Genomic DNA, 14,062 nt, shown 5'->3' on the forward strand with positions numbered 1-14,062 from the left:
GCGCTCTCCGCCCCCAGACGACCCGTATCGACCGGCCGACGCGTGTTTCACCCGCGGCGGACGAGCGGACCGGGTACCGCACAGCTGTGCGAAATCTAACGACGGCCGCTCACGCGGGCGTCACCATCACGTAAGGAAAAGAAATGCCTACTGGCACCGTTAAGTGGTTCAACTCCGAAAAGGGCTTCGGCTTCATCGCTCCCGACGACGGAGGCGCCGACGTGTTCGCGCACTTCTCCGCCATCGCCAAGGAGGGCTACCGCGAGCTCGTCGAGAACCAGCACGTCGAGTACGACGTCGAGCAGGGCCGCAAGGGCCCGCAGGCCGCGAACATCCGCGGCGTCGGCGAGTAATCACCGACCCCAGCGTCACACGGCCTCCGGGTCGCAACGACCTCTGAACGCCCCGTCCACCGCGATCCTCGGATCCGCTGGGCGGGGCGTTCGCCGTTCCCGGTCCGACCCCGCCCGGAGCGCGCCGCGGCGGTATCCTCGCCAGCATGGGACGACTGATCTACGGGCCGCAGTCACTCGAGATCGACTTCGACGATCGACTGCTCGCCCACCTCAAGGTGGCGATGTTCGCGAAGATGCGGCGGAACGAGTCGTTCAGCCTCTCCTGGACCGAGCCGGAGTCGAGCGGCTACGGCCGCAGCTCCGTCTGGATCCACCCGACCACGCCGCTGCACTTCCGCTTCCACGGCGGCCGGCGCCCGGCGCTCAACCGCGCCTGGATCGACGAGCTGATCGCCCACGCCAACAGCACCGGCGAGCTGGTGCTCACCGAGGAGCCCCCGGAGTACGCCTGACTCCCGATCTCGATGCACTGATCCGCGGCCTCATGCTGATCGAGTAGCCCGCGCAGCGGGCGTATCGAGATCCACACCCGCCGGACGACGAGCCTGTTGAGGACGCCGGGTCTCGATACGCCCCTCCGGGGCTACTCGACCAGCATGTCCGCGGGCGTCTCTTCCGCGGGGCTCAGACCACGCGGGGGCGGGCGGTGTGCACGAGCTCGTCGTGGGGCAGGGCGCGCAGGCGGGACGCGATCTCCTCGCGGGCGGTGGTGTCGACCGAGGCCCAGGCGTACTCCTCCGGCCAGAGCGGGGTGACGGTCACCAGCTCGACGTCGCCCGTCGCCAGCTCGAGGCGCTCGGGGAGTCCGCCGCCGCGCAGGCCCAGCAGCACGCCGACCGAGCCGCGCTCGTCCGCCCAGGCGGCCGGTGCGGCCGCGCCCGGCAGAGTGGCCGTGTCGACGCCCGTGCGGCAGCACACGCCCTGCAGCGCTGCGAGCCGGGCGGCCTCGTAGAGGACGCGGAACTGCCAGTGGTTCCAGAGATCGGCCGCGGGGATGCCGCGCAGCGCCGAGGTCTCGAGGCACAGCTCGAGCCCGAGGCCGGTGCCGGGGCGGGCGAGGCGGTCGAAGGGATCGCTGAGGCCGTCGGTGGCCAGCACCACGGAGGGGCCGCGCTCGACGCGGAGGAAGGCCCGGTGATCGGTGGGCCAGCGGGCGCCTCCGCGGACGCCCGGGTCCTCGGTCGAGACGACGACCGTGCGGTCCAGGTCGCCGACGCTGCGCCACAGCTGGGCGCGGTCCTCGGCCACGGCCTCCGCGAGGGCCTTCCGCTCGTCCGGGGTCCAGCGGAGCTCCCGGGTGCGGTTGAACAGCAACGACATGAGACTCTCCGTCCACGCGGCGGGCCTGCCGCGTCCTCCGGAACCGTACGGGGCCCGCCAGGGGGGCTCCTCCGAGCAACCGGAGTAGTTCCTGGACGCGGGGCCCCGCGCGGGAGGGCGTCAGCCGAGCGGATCGACGCCGTTCTGCCGCCAGCGCTCGTCCGCGAGCTGGCCCGAGCCGGCCTCGCCGTCGTGCGCGCCGAGCGGCTCGGCCTCGCGCCGCGCCTCGACCGGGACCGCCCCGAGCGAGGTGCCCGCGCCCTCGGCCGTGCTGCCGGGGGCGAGCAGCCCCTCCTCGTCCTCGCGCGAGCCGACCTCGTCCTCCGGGGCGTTCTCGGTGCCGCTCTCGGCCATCGAGTCGTAGGGGTGGTCGGGGTCGGCGCTCTCCTCGGGAGTCGTGCTCTCCTCGTTGTCGGCGTCGGCCGGCTGCACGTCGTCCGGGTGCTCGACGTTCGCCGAGCCTCCGCTGGTGAATCCGGCGAACTCGGGGCTGTCGTCTGCGCTCATGGCCGCCACGGTAGCACCGGGCGGCCAGCGCCTAGGCTCGGAGGACGACCGCCTCGGCGGCGCGACGACGGGAGCGGGAATTGCGACGACTCGGCTACGAGCGGTTCGGCGGACCGGACGTGCTGTCCTGGCGGGAGGCCCCGGTGCCGATGCCCGGACGCGGCGAGGTGCTGGTGCGCACGCGCGCCGCGAGCATCAACGCGACCGACGAGAAGATCCTCTCCGGTGCCGCCCGGATCATGGCGGTCGGCCGGAAGCGCCCCTACGGCTTCGGACTCGACATCGCCGGCACGGTCGAGGCGCTCGGCCCCGGCGACCACTCCGTCTCGATCGGCGACCGCGTCGTCGGCATGACCCGCGACGGCGACGCCTTCGCCGACGCGGCGATCGTCCGCGGCCGCTCGCTGGTCCCGCTGCCCGACGCCCTCGACGACGTGCAGGGGGTGATGCTGGCGATGTCCGGCGGCACCGCGATCGGCACGGTCGACGCCCTGCGGGTGCGGGCCGGCGAGCAGATCCTGGTGGGCGGCGGCTCCGGGGCGATCGGGAACCTCGTCGTGCAGCTGCTGCTCCGCGCGGGCTGCACCGTCGCGGCGACCGGCTCCGCCGCGTCCGCCGACACCCTCCGCGCGCTCGGCGCCGAGCCGCACGACTACCGCCTGCTCGACCTCGGCGTGCTCGGCGGGCGCTTCGACGCGGTGCTCGACGTCTCCGGGCACCTGCCGGCGAGGGACGCCGCGCTCCTCCTCGCCGACGGCGGCCGCTACGCCACCCTCGTGCCGAGCGGCCCGGACCTCGGCGCCCAGGCGGCGAGCCTCGTCCGGCGCGGCCGCCCGAAGGTGAGCAACCTGATCGTCACGGCGAGCGCCGAGCGCATCGGCCGGGCCGTCTCGCTGGCCGTCTCGGGCGAGCTCGTCCCCACGGCCGGCGCCGTGCATCCGCTCGAGGACGTCATCGCCGTGCTCTCGCGGCGGGCGCAGGGCACCGACCGGACGATCGGCAAGATCGTCTTCACCGCCGACGACGCGGCTCCGCTGAGCTGACCGGACCGGAGCCGACCGGCTCGGCGGACTCGCCCTTCTCCTCGCGCGGCGCCGCGCCGAGGGAGAGGGTCGCCGCGAAGCCGACGGCGAGGAACCCCGCCGCGGCGAAGGCGGCGAAGCGCGTGCCGTCCGACAGCGCCTCCCCGGCCGCGCGGGCGACGTCCGCCGTGCCCGGATCGGCCGCGAGTCCGGCGATGGCCGCTCCCGAGGAGTCGACGACGGCGTCCACCGTGCTGCTGACCTGCGCGGCCGGCAGCCCCTGCTCCTCCAGCGACGAGGTGAGCACGCCCGCGGTCGAGGTGTAGAGGATGGTGCCCAGCACCGCGATGCCGAGCGCTGAGCCGATCTGCCGGGCGGTCGACTGGGTGCCGGAGCCCTGGCCGCTGAGCTCGACGGGCACGTCGCGGAGGACCACCCCGGTCAGCTGCGCGGTGGCGAGGCCGACGCCGAAGCCGTAGACGGCGAGGAAGGGCACGAGCGCCCACCACGGCGTCGTGTCGGAGACGACGGCGCCGATGCCGACGACGCCGAGGATCTCGGCCGCGAGCCCGACCCGGACGATCAGCACGGCGGAGACGCGGTTGCCGAACGCGCCCGCGAAGCCGGAGGCGACGAACGAGCCGAGCGCGAGGGCGATCAGCACCAGCCCGGTCTGCACGGCGGTGTAGCCGAGCACGTTCTGCAGCCAGATCGGCAGGGCGAGGATGATGCCGAACTCGCCGAGCGAGACGATCATCGCGGCGATGCTGCCGTTGCGGAACGAGGCCAGCCGGAAGAGCCTCAGCGAGAGCATCGCCGAGCGGCCCGCGCGCTCGCGGGCCCGGCCCCAGAGCACGAACGCGATCGTCGCGAGGACCGCGACGACGAAGGCGACCGGCACCGGCGAGGGCAGCCACCAGCCCAGGCTCCGGCCCTCGATCAGCCCGAAGACCAGGCCGGCCGAGGCGACGACCGAGAGCAGCGCGCCGACCAGGTCGACGCGGCCCGCGTCCGGCTGCTTCGACTCGTCGACGAAGAGCAGCGCGCCGACGACGATGACGATCCCGAGCGGGATGTTGATCCCGAAGGCCCAGCGCCAGGAGAAGTCGGTGGTGAGCCAGCCGCCGAGCAGCGGGCCGACGGCGGTCATCCCGCCGATGGTCGAGCCCCAGACGGCGAACGCGATCGCGCGCTCCTTGCCGCGGAAGGTCGCGTTGATCAACGAGAGCGTCGACGGCAGCACCATCGCGCCGCCGACGCCCTGCACGACCCGGGACAGGATCAGCAGGTCGCCGGTGGCCGCGAGCGAGGCGGCGACGGACGAGAGCGCGAACAGCGCGATGCCGACGACGAGCATCCGGCGCCGCCCCCAGCGGTCGGCGAGCGTGCCGAAGGCGAGCAGGAGCGCGGCGAAGACGAGCGTGTAGGACTCCTGCACCCACTGCACCTGGGTCGAGGTGATGCCGAGGTCCGCGACGATCGACGGGATCGCCACGTTCACGATCGTCGAGTCGACGATGATCGTCGCCACGCCGAGGCTGATCACGATCAGTCCGATCCAGCGGCGCCGTGCTGCTGCGAGAGCCATGAGGCCGTCCTCCTCCGCCCCGGAACCGGCCCGGAGCTCCATTAGTAAGCCAGCTGACTATATGCCTCGGCGGGCCGCTCGCGCCAGGGTGGCGCGTGGAGAGGGGTCCGGAACAGTACCGGCCCGTGCCCCGCCGGACAAGGGCGAGAACCGCTCAGGGAGCGTTCGTCAGGATGGTCGCATGCCCGCATCTCCCCGTTCCTTCCCCTATCCCCTCGGCGTCTCCCTGCGCGGCGACGCCGGCGCCAACGTCGCCGTCTACTCCGAGACCGCGGACAGCGTCGAGGTCTGCCTCTTCGACTCCTCCGGAGCCGAGACCCGCGTCACCCTCTCCGAGCGCACCGGTCACGTCTTCCACGGCATCGTCCCCGAGATGACGGTCGGCACCCGCTACGGTCTGCGCGTCGACGGCCCCTGGGACCCCGCCAACGGCCTCCGCCACAACGCCGCGAAGCTCCTGCTCGACCCGCACGCCACCGCGATCGAGGGCGGCTACGAGTGGAGCGAAGACGTCTTCGGCCAGTTCTACGAGGACGCCGACACCCGCAACGACGCCGACGACGCGGCCGCCGTGCCGCGCTGCGTCGTGACCGACCCCGACTCCTTCGACTGGACCGGCGACGAGGCCCCGCGCATCCCGCTGGACGAGACCGTCGTCTACGAGGTGCACGTGAAGGGCTTCACCCAGCTGCACCCGGACGTGCCCGAGAACGTCCGCGGCACCTACCGCGGCCTCGCGCACCCCGCGTCGATCAAGCACTTCACCGACCTCGGCGTGACCTCGGTCGAGCTGCTGCCGGTGCACCAGTTCGTGCAGGACTCGCACCTGGTCGAGAAGGGCCTGCGCAACTACTGGGGCTACAACTCGCTCGGCTTCTTCGCGCCGCACAACGAGTACTCGCACGCCGGCGACGACGGCTCGCAGGTCGACGAGTTCAAGGCCATGGTCAAGGCGTTCCACGAGGCCGGCCTCGAGGTCATCCTCGACGTGGTCTACAACCACACCGCCGAGGGCAACGACAAGGGACCGACGCTGTCCTTCAAGGGCATCGACAACGGCTCGTACTACCGCCTCGTCGAGGACGACCGCGCCAACTACTTCGACACCACCGGCACCGGGAACAGCCTCAACGTCGCGCACCCCGCGGCGCTGGGCCTGATCATGGACTCGCTGCGCTACTGGGTGACCGAGATGCACGTCGACGGCTTCCGCTTCGACCTGGCGACCACGCTCACCCGCCAGACCGGCGAGGCCGAGGTGCACAGCGCCTTCCTCGACCTGATCGCGCAGGACCCGGTGCTCGCGCCCGTCAAGATGATCGCCGAGCCGTGGGACACCGCCGGCTACCAGGTGGGCGGCTTCCCCGCCGACTGGTCGGAGTGGAACGGGAAGTTCCGCGACGACGTGCGCGACTTCTGGCACGGTGCCGACTCGGTGCTCGGCACCACCGCGCAGCGGATCCTCGGCTCGCCGGACGTCTACGAGGCCGACAAGCGCTCCCCCGTCTCGAGCGTCAACTTCGTCACCGCGCACGACGGCTTCACCCTCGCGGACCTCACCGCCTACTCGCGCAAGCACAACGCGGCCAACGGCGAGGACAACAACGACGGCGAGAGCGACAACCGCTCCTCGAACAACGGCGCGGAGGGCGCGACCGACAACGGCGCCGTCAACGAGCGCCGCGCCCGGATGCGCCGCAACTTCCTCGCGACGCTGCTGCTCTCGGCCGGCGTGCCGATGATCCTCGGCGGCGACGAGATCGCGCGCACCCAGGGCGGCAACAACAACGCCTACTGCCAGGACGACGAGATCTCGTGGTTCGACTGGGAGAACGCGGACCTCAACCTGCTCGCCTTCACCCGCGAGCTGATCGCGCTGCGGAAGGCCGAGCCGGCCCTGCGGCCGAAGTGGTTCCGCCGTGCCCCCGGCGACGGCCCCGAGACCGTCGACATCCTGCGCTCGGATGCCGCCGGCTTCGCCGACGAGGACTGGGACAACCCGGACGCTCGCTCGATCACGTTCGTCTTCCGCTCCGAGGGCAGCGCCAGCTTCGCGCTGCTGCTGAACTCGGCCGAGAACGGCGTCGAGTTCACGGTGCCGGACGCACCCGGCGCCGAGTGGCAGCTGGCCGCCTCGAGCGACCCGGAGCAGGTCGTCGAGGGCGAGGTCACCACGCTGATCGTGCGCGACGCGTCCTTCACGCTGCTGCGCTCCGCCGCCTCCTGATGACCGGGCCGGGCCGGACCTCGCGGCGCCTGCGCTTCAGCGGGCGCATCGCGGGGTTCGGCACGGCCTCCGGCACCCGGATCGTGCTCGGGCTGTGGGAGAGCACGCCGTTCGGCGCGTTCGCCGACGCCATGGTCGAGCGGGCGGACGGGCACCGGCTCCTGGTCGCGCCGACGGACGAGGTCGCGGACTTCATCGGGTCGACGTACTCGTTCGACGAGGTGCGGCTCGCGCCGGTCGCCTGGCACCGCGCCGACGGCGGGATCGAGGCCACGGCCGGCCCGCTCTCGCTCGCGCTGCGGCTCGGCGGGCTCACTCCGCTGGGCCGCCTGCTGCGGATCGTGCCGCGGCCGCTCGCCGAGCATCCGGCCTGGCTGACCGCGATCTCCCCGGTCGCCTCCGTGCTGGTGCGCGGCGTGAGCACCGCGGGCTCGGCCGGCCAGGGCAGGCGGGAGTACTACGGCGTCCGCGCCATCCGCTCGATTCTCGGGGTCACCGCCTCGCTCGACGGCGCGGACCTCGGCGCGCTCGGCCCGCTGTCGCCGCCGGTCCGCTTCGGCTTCTCGTCGGCACCTGCCACGCCGGCCATCGTCGACGTCACCACCACCATCACGCTGCCCCGGACCCCCGGTGCGGCACGAGAGAGAGGAAGCGCCTCGTGAAGAAGGGCGACAAGATCAGCTGGAACACCTCGCAGGGCGAGACCCACGGCGAGCTGGTCGAGAAGAAGACGAAGGAGTTCCAGTTCGAGGGGCAGAAGTTCAACGCCTCGGACGACGAGCCCTACTGGATCGTGCAGAGCGACAAGACCGACGCGAAGGCCGCGCACAAGGAGTCCTCGCTCACGAAGAAGTAGCGGCGCACACTGGGGAGCATGAGTGACGACGACGACGTGCGCCGGCTGGCGCTCCTGCTCCCCGGCACCGAGGAGCGGACCGCCTACGGCACCCCGGCCTTCTACGCCGGCCCGAGGATGTTCGCCCGCCTGCACCAGCGGCCGGGTGTCCTGCTCCTCTGGCGGGCCGACCTCGGCGAGCGCGAGGCGCTGCTGCAGAGCGACCCGGACACGTACTTCACGACGAGCCACTACGACGGGCATCCGAGCGTGCTCGTGCGGCTGGAGAAGATCGGCGCGGACGAGCTCGGCGAGCTGCTGCGCGAGGCGTGGGCCGCGAGAGCGCCGCGCCGGCTGCTCGACGGCGAGGCCTGACTCCCAGGTCCCCCGGCGACGAGTCACAGCTGTGCGCCGCGGCGACGAGTCACAGCTGTGCGCCGCGGCGCACCAGCTCGTGCACCCAGGCGAGCTTCTCGGCGATCGCGGGCGTGATGACGAAGGGGTAGAGGTCGTCCTTGCCCATCGAGCGGTTCACGCTGTTGAGGGCGAGCGAGAAGCCGTGCCAGCGGGCGAGGATCTCGGGCGTCTCCAGATCGGCGACGCGCTGCGCGCCGGTCGCCTGCACGCTGCCGACCAGCGACTCGGGGAGGCGGCCCCAGGGTCCGGCGACGGTCAGGCCGACCGTCGCGGTCGTCTCCAGCGCGTCGGCGATGTGCAGGTAGTGCGCGAAGGTCTCGGCGAAGTCCTCCCACGGGTGCGTGGTCGCGTACTGCGAGATGTGGTCGCGGGCCCAGTCCTCGGTCGACGCGCCGCCGTAGTGCGCGTCGAGCGCCGCACCGTAGTCGGCCCGCTCGTCGCCGAACAGCGCGCGGAACGCGGGCAGGAGCGGCGAGCCGTCCACGAGCAGCTGCCAGTAGTAGTGGCCGATCTCGTGCCGGAAGTGGCCGAGCATCGTCCGGTACGGCTCGCCGAGCCGCGCCTTCAGCGCCTCGCGGTGCGCGTCGTTCCCCTCGGCGAGATCGACGGTGATCACGCCGTCGGCGTGCCCGGTCGTCACGGAGCCCTGCGCGGAGGAGAGCAGCTCGAAGGACAGCCGCCGACCGCGGTGCACCGGCAGGTCGAGGTGCCGCAGCTGGCGCAGCAGCCGCCGCTTGGCGAACTCGGCGACCGTCAGCTGGCTCAGCGTCGCCGCGTCGTACACCGGCGGCCGGGCGCTCGTCAGCGCGCAGGAGGCGCAGGCTCCGCCGGTGCCCTCCGCCGCGAGCCAGGTGCAGTCGATGGTGCCGCGGTACACGCAGAGCGCGCGCCCCCCCGCCTCGACGAGCTCGTCCGCGTCGACGTCGTAGGCGAGCGCCGTGCCGCAGCGCAGGCACCGCGCGTCCTCGAACTCCACCCGCGCCTCGCAGTGCGGACAGCCGAAGACGCGCATGACGGGCGAGCTTACCCGCCTTCAGGCGGCCACGATGCTTCTCGACCGCCGAGCGGTACGGTTGTGTCATGGACGTCAAGCAGGCCGCCGAGCGACTCGGGGTGACTCCGCGCCGCGTGGTGGCGCTGATCGCTGCCGGCCGGATCGAGGCGACGAAGGTCGGCCGCCGCTGGGAGGTCACGGAGGTGTCCGGCGCACGTTCGCGCCGTCCGCTCTCCGTCAGGTCGCGGCAGTCGCTGGCGCACGCCCTGCACGAGCGGACCCTGTCGGGCCTCGAGGGGCAGGAGCTCGCCAGGACGGCCGCGCGCATCCGTCGGCTCCGCGCGTCGCAGGACCCCGCAGGGTTGCTGGCGGACTGGTGGGGTGGAGAGGTGGAGTCCGGGCTCGTCGACTTCGGCACCAATCTCGTGCAGCACGCGCTCCACGGTGATCCCGACTACGTGCGGGAGGCTCTGCACCGACCGCGACGCGAGTACCTCCGGCGCCCGGAGGATCTGGCGGATGTCGTCGGCTCGGAGCGACGCATCATGGGACTCTCCATCGACGACCTCGCGCGAGCCGCGGAGGTGGACGTCTCCGACGTCCGACGCCTCGAACGCGGGCTGCCGGTGTCGCGGCCCTCGACCGCGCGACGAGTGCTGGACGCCCTGGGCGTCGAGCCGACCGCGCTTCCCGACCTGGTGCTGCGATGACGGAACGACTCGAAGCGTGGCTCGAAGGCAGACATGCCGGGCGGTTCACCCGCGACGCCGACGGCACGATCGGCTTCACCTACTCCGACGACGCACCGTCGACGCCGATCTCCCTGTCGCTGCCGCGCGAGGGCACGACGACGCGCACGGCGGCGGCGAGGTTCCTCGACAACCTGCTGCCCGACCAGGAGCACACGCGACGCCGGATGGCACAGGCGTACGGGGTCGCGAGCACGGGGACGTTCGATCTCCTGCGCACGGTCGGCGGTGACGTCGCCGGCGGCCTGGTGCTCCTCCCGGACGGCGAGGCACCGCCGACGGGACTGGCGCAGCTCAATCCCGCTCTCGATCGGGACGTCGCCGATCGCATCAACAGCATCAAGCTCGATCCGGACGCCTGGGTGCCGAGACAGACTCCCGCGCGCTTCTCCCTCGCGGGAACGCAGGGCAAGTTCGCCCTGGCTCGAGTGGACCGGAACTGGTACTGGTCGAACGCCGCCGTGCCCTCCACGCACATCGTCAAGCCCGCGCGCCCGGAGCATCTCCACCTCGAGAAAGCGGAAGCGGCCGCGCTGACACTGGCCGCGGAGGCCGGCCTCCCGGCTCCCCGAGCGGCCGTCCTGCAGATGACGGATCAGACGGCGTTCGTCGTGGAGCGCTTCGACCGCGTCTTCGACGACACCGTGTTCGCGACACGACTCCACGCCGAGGATCTCGCCCAGGCGCTGGGCGTCGACGTTGCACGGAAGTACTCCGTGACGGCCGCGCAGATCGTGGAGAAGCTCCGGTCGGTCGACGCGACCGGCGCGGTGGTGCGCGCCTTCCTCCGGCAGCTGGCCTTCAACGTCCTCCTCGGGAACGCTGACGCGCATGCCAAGAACTACTCCGTCCTCCTCCGGCCCGACGCCGTCAGCCTCGCCCCGATCTACGACGCGGTTCCGACCGGCCTGTACCCGGCGTTCGATCAGGAGCTGGCGATGCGCATCGCCGGCACGCGGTTCCCGCAGGCGGTGACGCAGAACCACTGGCGGAAGTTCGCGAGGAGCGCGGGGATCGACGAGGAGGAGGTCGTCACTCTCGTGGAAGAGGTGGCGCGCGGCGTCGCCGCGAGGAACGACACCGCGTGGAGAACTCTCGACGACGATCAGGCGACGCTTCTGAAAGAGACCGTGGAGCGCAACGTCGCCGTCGCGCTGGCACGGCCCCGCCGGGCGACGACCTAGGCGATGCGGATCAGCTTCTTGTTGACGAACTCCTCGAGGGCGCTGCGGCCCATCTCGCGGCCGGTGCCGGAGCGCTTGACGCCGCCGAAGGGGAGCTCGGCCGCGTCGCCGAGGACGAGGTTGATCCAGACCATGCCGGCGTCGATGCGGTCGGCCAGGCGGAGGGCCTGCTCCGAGTCGGTCGTGTAGAGGTAGGAGCCCAGGCCGTAGGGGGTGTCGTTGGCGAGGGTGATCGCCTCGTCCTCGTCGTGCACGCGGTAGAGCGCGGCGACGGGGCCGAAGAACTCCTCGCGGTAGGCGTTCATCTCGGGGGTGACGTCCTCGAGGACGGCCGGCGGGAAGAAGTTGCCGGTGACCTCGCCGCTGGCGCGGACGGTCGCGCCCTGCTCGCGGGCGACGGCGAGCTGCTGCTCGAGGCGCTCGGTCGCGGCGGCGGAGGAGAGCGGGCCGAGGAGGGTCCCCTCGGCGAAGGGATCCGCGGGCCGGGCGGCGGTGAAGGCCGCGGTGAACTTCTCCGCGAACGCGTCGTAGAGCGCGTCGATCACGATGAAGCGCTTGGCGGCGTTGCAGGACTGGCCGTTGTTGTCCAGGCGCGCGGCGACCGCGTCCTCGACGGCCTTGTCGAGGTCGTCGGTGGAGAGCAGCACGAACGGGTCCGAGCCGCCCAGCTCGAGGACGACCTTCTTGAGGTTGCGGCCGGCGATCTCGGCGACGGCCGCTCCCGCGCGCTCGGAGCCGGTGACGGAGACGCCCTGCACCCGCGGGTCGGCGATGACGGTCGCCGCCTGGTCGTTGCTCGCGTAGAGGTTCACGTAGACACCGGCGGGGGCGCCGAGCTCCTCGGCGGCCGTGCGGAAGATATCGGCGATCGCGGCGGCCGACTCCGGGCACTGCGGCGCGTGCTTGAGCAGGATCGTGTTGCCGTTCACCACGTTCGGGCCGGCGAAGCGGGCGACCTGGTAGTAGGGGAAGTTCCAGGGCATGATCCCCAGCAGCACGCCCAGGCCCGAGCGGCGGACGAACGCCGAGCCGGTGCCGTCGGCCAGCGCGATCGGCTCGTCCTTCAGGAACTCCTCGCCGTTCTCCGCGTAGTAGCGGTAGATGTCGGCCGCGAAGCCGACCTCGCCCTGCGCCTGGTCGAGCGGCTTGCCCATCTCGCGGACGATGATCTCGGCGAGGGCGTCGGCGCGCTCGACGTGCAGCTCGGCGACGCGGGCGATCAGCGCGGCGCGGGTGGCGACGGGCACGGTGCGCGACCAGGTGGAGTACGCGTCGTGGGCCGAGGCGATCGCGTCGGCGAGCTCGGCGTCGGTGATGCCGGGGTACTCGCTCAGCGTCTCGCCCGAGGCCGGGTCGATGACGGCGTAGCTGCTGCTGCTCATGCGGGGAGTGCTCCTTCACGGTCGCGGGCCGGCGCGGTCGCGTCGGCGGTGTCGTGCTGTGTCTCGGCGTCAGCGGAGTCCTCGTCGAGGATCTCCTGCGCCAGGCGCCGGCCGACGCGGATCGCGCCGTCGACGTGCTGGTAGCCCTCGGCCGCGAGGTCGCTCGAGCCGAAGCGGAGCGGGCCCACCGGCTCGAGCTGCAGCGCGCCGTAGCGGGTCAGTCCGCCGAGGTCGAAGCTCGCGGCGTACGCGCCCTGCGTCCACTCCTCCGACGCCCAGTCGCTCTCGTAGTAGACGACGGGGTCGAGCGCGGCCGGGCCGTAGTAGGCGGCGAGCGAGTCGAGGATCGCGGCCTTCCGCTCGGCCTCGGGCAGCGCGAGCACGCGGTCGGCCTTCTCGTCCGAGACGAAGCCGACGAGGGTGCCGCGCTCCTCCCCCGCGTTGGAGTTGTCGTAGGCCTCGTGCACGAGGGCGTGCGGGCTGAACGCGGTGCCGGAGAGGCCGTCGGCGCGCCAGAACGGGGTCGCGTAGGTCGCGTGGACCTTGATCACGAGGCCGAGGGACTGGTGCTGGAGGGCCTGCTGGCGGAGCCGGGGCAGCGGCGGGTCGAAGGTGATCCGGTTGACGAGGTTCGGCGGCACGGCGACGATCGCGCGGCGGGCCCGCACGGTGACGCCGTCGGCGCGGACGGTCACGCCGTCGTCGCCGTACTCGACGGAGCGGACCGGCCGGCCGAGCAGCACGCGCTCGGCGCCCACGCGCTCGGCGAGCCGCTCCGGGACCTGCTGGAGCCCGCCGAGGACGCGCTTGTCGAGGATGAAGTCGGCGTCGACGAGGTTGCCGAAGCTGCCCGCACTCGCCGCCATCAGCAGGGCCTGCAGCAGCGAGAAGGAGTGCGCGGGCTTGGTGAGCATGGCGTCGGCGATGAAGAGCGCGATGTTCGCGCGGGCCTCGGCGTCGTCGCTCTGCGCCTCCAGCCAGGCGCTGAAGCTGATCCGGTCGTAGTCGTGCGCCCGCGGGTGCGACCACGGCGCGGACGGGTCGGTCTCGGCGACGAGGCCGTCGAGGATCCCGATCAGGCGCTCGATCTCGGCCTCGGTGCTCGCGCCGCCGGGGAAGATGTCGCCGGTGAAGCGCCGGGCGCCGCCGTCTGCGCCGATGTAGACGCTCTCGCCCTCGCGGTAGCGGGAGTAGGTGTCGAGGCCGAGCTCGTCGAGCGTCTCGAGCAGGGCGGTCTGATCCGGCGAGACCCACTGGCCGCCGAGCTCGAGCATCTGGCCGTCGACCACGCGGGTCTCGAGGCGGCCGCCGACGCGCTCGCGCGCCTCGAGGACGACGACGCGGCGGCCCTGCTCCTGCAACCGGAGGGCGGCGGTCAGGCCGGTGGCGCCGGCGCCGATCACGACCACGTCGCAGTCGAGATCGGATTCGAGGGCGGTCGCACTGGACTCCACCACGCTGTGCATGACAACTCTTTCCGT

Annotated in this window: 15 protein-coding genes; 9 read left to right on the forward strand and 6 right to left on the reverse strand. The window is 72.4% G+C overall.

Annotated elements, in window-relative coordinates; all coding sequences use genetic code 11:
* The first annotated feature begins 143 nt into the window (after nt 1–143).
* Nucleotides 144–353, forward strand: coding sequence for a cold-shock protein (locus tag MT353_RS05170; RefSeq protein ID WP_123444803.1), 210 nt, complete (start codon nt 144–146; stop codon nt 351–353).
* Nucleotides 354–499: 146 nt separating this feature from the next.
* Complete coding sequence (locus MT353_RS05175; RefSeq protein ID WP_243586093.1) at nt 500–808, forward strand: hypothetical protein; 309 nt, start codon at nt 500–502, stop codon at nt 806–808.
* Between the two features lie 172 nt (nt 809–980).
* Here MT353_RS05175 and MT353_RS05180 read toward each other — a convergent pair whose 3' ends face one another.
* Nucleotides 981–1,676: a suppressor of fused domain protein gene (locus MT353_RS05180; protein ID WP_123444801.1), complete on the reverse strand. Its 696-nt coding sequence runs from the start codon at nt 1,674–1,676 to the stop codon at nt 981–983.
* Nucleotides 1,677–1,796: 120 nt separating this feature from the next.
* Complete coding sequence (locus MT353_RS05185) at nt 1,797–2,183, reverse strand: hypothetical protein (RefSeq protein ID WP_132434935.1); 387 nt, start codon at nt 2,181–2,183, stop codon at nt 1,797–1,799.
* A gap of 80 nt (nt 2,184–2,263) precedes the next feature.
* Between MT353_RS05185 and MT353_RS05190 the strand changes: the two genes are divergently transcribed.
* Nucleotides 2,264–3,226, forward strand: a complete 963-nt coding sequence (locus MT353_RS05190; RefSeq protein WP_243623736.1) for an NADP-dependent oxidoreductase — start codon at nt 2,264–2,266, stop codon at nt 3,224–3,226.
* On the opposite strand, the gene MT353_RS05195 is transcribed toward MT353_RS05190, so the two are convergent.
* Nucleotides 3,195–4,793, reverse strand: coding sequence for a DHA2 family efflux MFS transporter permease subunit (locus tag MT353_RS05195; protein WP_243623737.1), 1,599 nt, complete (start codon nt 4,791–4,793; stop codon nt 3,195–3,197). The two genes, MT353_RS05190 and MT353_RS05195, sit on opposite strands and share 32 nt — an antisense overlap.
* A 181-nt stretch (nt 4,794–4,974) precedes the next feature.
* Here MT353_RS05195 and glgX point away from each other — a divergent pair, with 181 nt between their 5' ends.
* From glgX to MT353_RS05215, 4 genes are read left to right on the forward strand one after another with little or no spacing between them, the layout of a single operon-like run.
* Nucleotides 4,975–7,020 (forward strand): glycogen debranching protein GlgX, encoded by a 2,046-nt coding sequence (gene glgX / locus MT353_RS05200; RefSeq protein ID WP_123444798.1) that lies wholly within the window; start codon nt 4,975–4,977, stop codon nt 7,018–7,020.
* Nucleotides 7,020–7,682 carry a hypothetical protein gene (locus tag MT353_RS05205; RefSeq protein WP_243623738.1) on the forward strand — a complete coding sequence of 221 codons (663 nt, stop codon included), beginning with the start codon at nt 7,020–7,022 and terminating at the stop codon, nt 7,680–7,682. The genes glgX and MT353_RS05205 overlap by 1 nt, the downstream gene beginning before the upstream one ends.
* A complete protein-coding gene (locus MT353_RS05210; RefSeq protein WP_056866275.1) occupies nt 7,679–7,876 on the forward strand; it encodes a DUF2945 domain-containing protein in 198 nt (65 codons plus the stop codon). The genes MT353_RS05205 and MT353_RS05210 overlap by 4 nt, the downstream gene beginning before the upstream one ends.
* 18 nt (nt 7,877–7,894) lie before the next feature.
* On the forward strand, nt 7,895–8,230 hold the full coding sequence (locus MT353_RS05215) for an MmcQ/YjbR family DNA-binding protein (RefSeq protein ID WP_243623739.1): 336 nt from the start codon (nt 7,895–7,897) through the stop codon (nt 8,228–8,230).
* A 49-nt stretch (nt 8,231–8,279) separates the two neighbouring features.
* Here the strand turns inward: MT353_RS05215 and MT353_RS05220 are convergent, their stop codons facing one another.
* Nucleotides 8,280–9,284: a putative zinc-binding metallopeptidase gene (locus MT353_RS05220; protein ID WP_243600390.1), complete on the reverse strand. Its 1,005-nt coding sequence runs from the start codon at nt 9,282–9,284 to the stop codon at nt 8,280–8,282.
* Nucleotides 9,285–9,352: 68 nt separating this feature from the next.
* On the opposite strand from MT353_RS05220, the gene MT353_RS05225 reads away from it, so the two are divergent.
* Both MT353_RS05225 and MT353_RS05230 read left to right on the forward strand, forming a co-directional pair.
* Nucleotides 9,353–9,976, forward strand: coding sequence for a helix-turn-helix domain-containing protein (locus MT353_RS05225; protein ID WP_243623740.1), 624 nt, complete (start codon nt 9,353–9,355; stop codon nt 9,974–9,976).
* Nucleotides 9,973–11,199 carry a HipA domain-containing protein gene (locus MT353_RS05230; RefSeq protein ID WP_243623741.1) on the forward strand — a complete coding sequence of 409 codons (1,227 nt, stop codon included), beginning with the start codon at nt 9,973–9,975 and terminating at the stop codon, nt 11,197–11,199. Before MT353_RS05225 ends, MT353_RS05230 begins: the two co-directional genes overlap by 4 nt.
* Here the strand turns inward: MT353_RS05230 and MT353_RS05235 are convergent.
* Both MT353_RS05235 and MT353_RS05240 read right to left on the reverse strand, forming a co-directional pair.
* Nucleotides 11,196–12,581, reverse strand: a complete 1,386-nt coding sequence (locus MT353_RS05235) for an NAD-dependent succinate-semialdehyde dehydrogenase (protein WP_243623742.1) — start codon at nt 12,579–12,581, stop codon at nt 11,196–11,198. The genes MT353_RS05230 and MT353_RS05235 overlap by 4 nt on opposite strands.
* Nucleotides 12,578–14,047: an NAD(P)/FAD-dependent oxidoreductase gene (locus MT353_RS05240; protein ID WP_243623743.1), complete on the reverse strand. Its 1,470-nt coding sequence runs from the start codon at nt 14,045–14,047 to the stop codon at nt 12,578–12,580. Before MT353_RS05240 ends, MT353_RS05235 begins: the two co-directional genes overlap by 4 nt.
* Nucleotides 14,048–14,062: the final 15 nt, after the last annotated feature.

The sequence above is a fragment of the Rathayibacter sp. VKM Ac-2927 genome (assembly GCF_022815525.1).
GTDB lineage: Bacteria > Actinomycetota > Actinomycetes > Actinomycetales > Microbacteriaceae > Rathayibacter > Rathayibacter festucae.

Excerpts from the sequence above, each read along its gene's own strand:
- MT353_RS05170 (WP_123444803.1), top strand. The coding sequence starts at position 144 with ATGCCTACTGGCACCGTTAAGTGGTTCAACTCCGAAAAGGGCTTCGGC.
- MT353_RS05175 (WP_243586093.1), top strand. The coding sequence starts at position 500 with ATGGGACGACTGATCTACGGGCCGCAGTCACTCGAGATCGACTTCGAC.
- MT353_RS05180 (WP_123444801.1), bottom strand. The coding sequence starts at position 1,676 with ATGTCGTTGCTGTTCAACCGCACCCGGGAGCTCCGCTGGACCCCGGAC.
- MT353_RS05185 (WP_132434935.1), bottom strand. The coding sequence starts at position 2,183 with ATGAGCGCAGACGACAGCCCCGAGTTCGCCGGATTCACCAGCGGAGGC.
- MT353_RS05195 (WP_243623737.1), bottom strand. The coding sequence starts at position 4,793 with ATGGCTCTCGCAGCAGCACGGCGCCGCTGGATCGGACTGATCGTGATC.
- glgX (WP_123444798.1), top strand. The coding sequence starts at position 4,975 with ATGCCCGCATCTCCCCGTTCCTTCCCCTATCCCCTCGGCGTCTCCCTG.
- MT353_RS05205 (WP_243623738.1), top strand. The coding sequence starts at position 7,020 with ATGACCGGGCCGGGCCGGACCTCGCGGCGCCTGCGCTTCAGCGGGCGC.
- MT353_RS05215 (WP_243623739.1), top strand. The coding sequence starts at position 7,895 with ATGAGTGACGACGACGACGTGCGCCGGCTGGCGCTCCTGCTCCCCGGC.
- MT353_RS05220 (WP_243600390.1), bottom strand. The coding sequence starts at position 9,284 with ATGCGCGTCTTCGGCTGTCCGCACTGCGAGGCGCGGGTGGAGTTCGAG.
- MT353_RS05225 (WP_243623740.1), top strand. The coding sequence starts at position 9,353 with ATGGACGTCAAGCAGGCCGCCGAGCGACTCGGGGTGACTCCGCGCCGC.
- MT353_RS05230 (WP_243623741.1), top strand. The coding sequence starts at position 9,973 with ATGACGGAACGACTCGAAGCGTGGCTCGAAGGCAGACATGCCGGGCGG.
- MT353_RS05235 (WP_243623742.1), bottom strand. The coding sequence starts at position 12,581 with ATGAGCAGCAGCAGCTACGCCGTCATCGACCCGGCCTCGGGCGAGACG.
- MT353_RS05240 (WP_243623743.1), bottom strand. The coding sequence starts at position 14,047 with ATGCACAGCGTGGTGGAGTCCAGTGCGACCGCCCTCGAATCCGATCTC.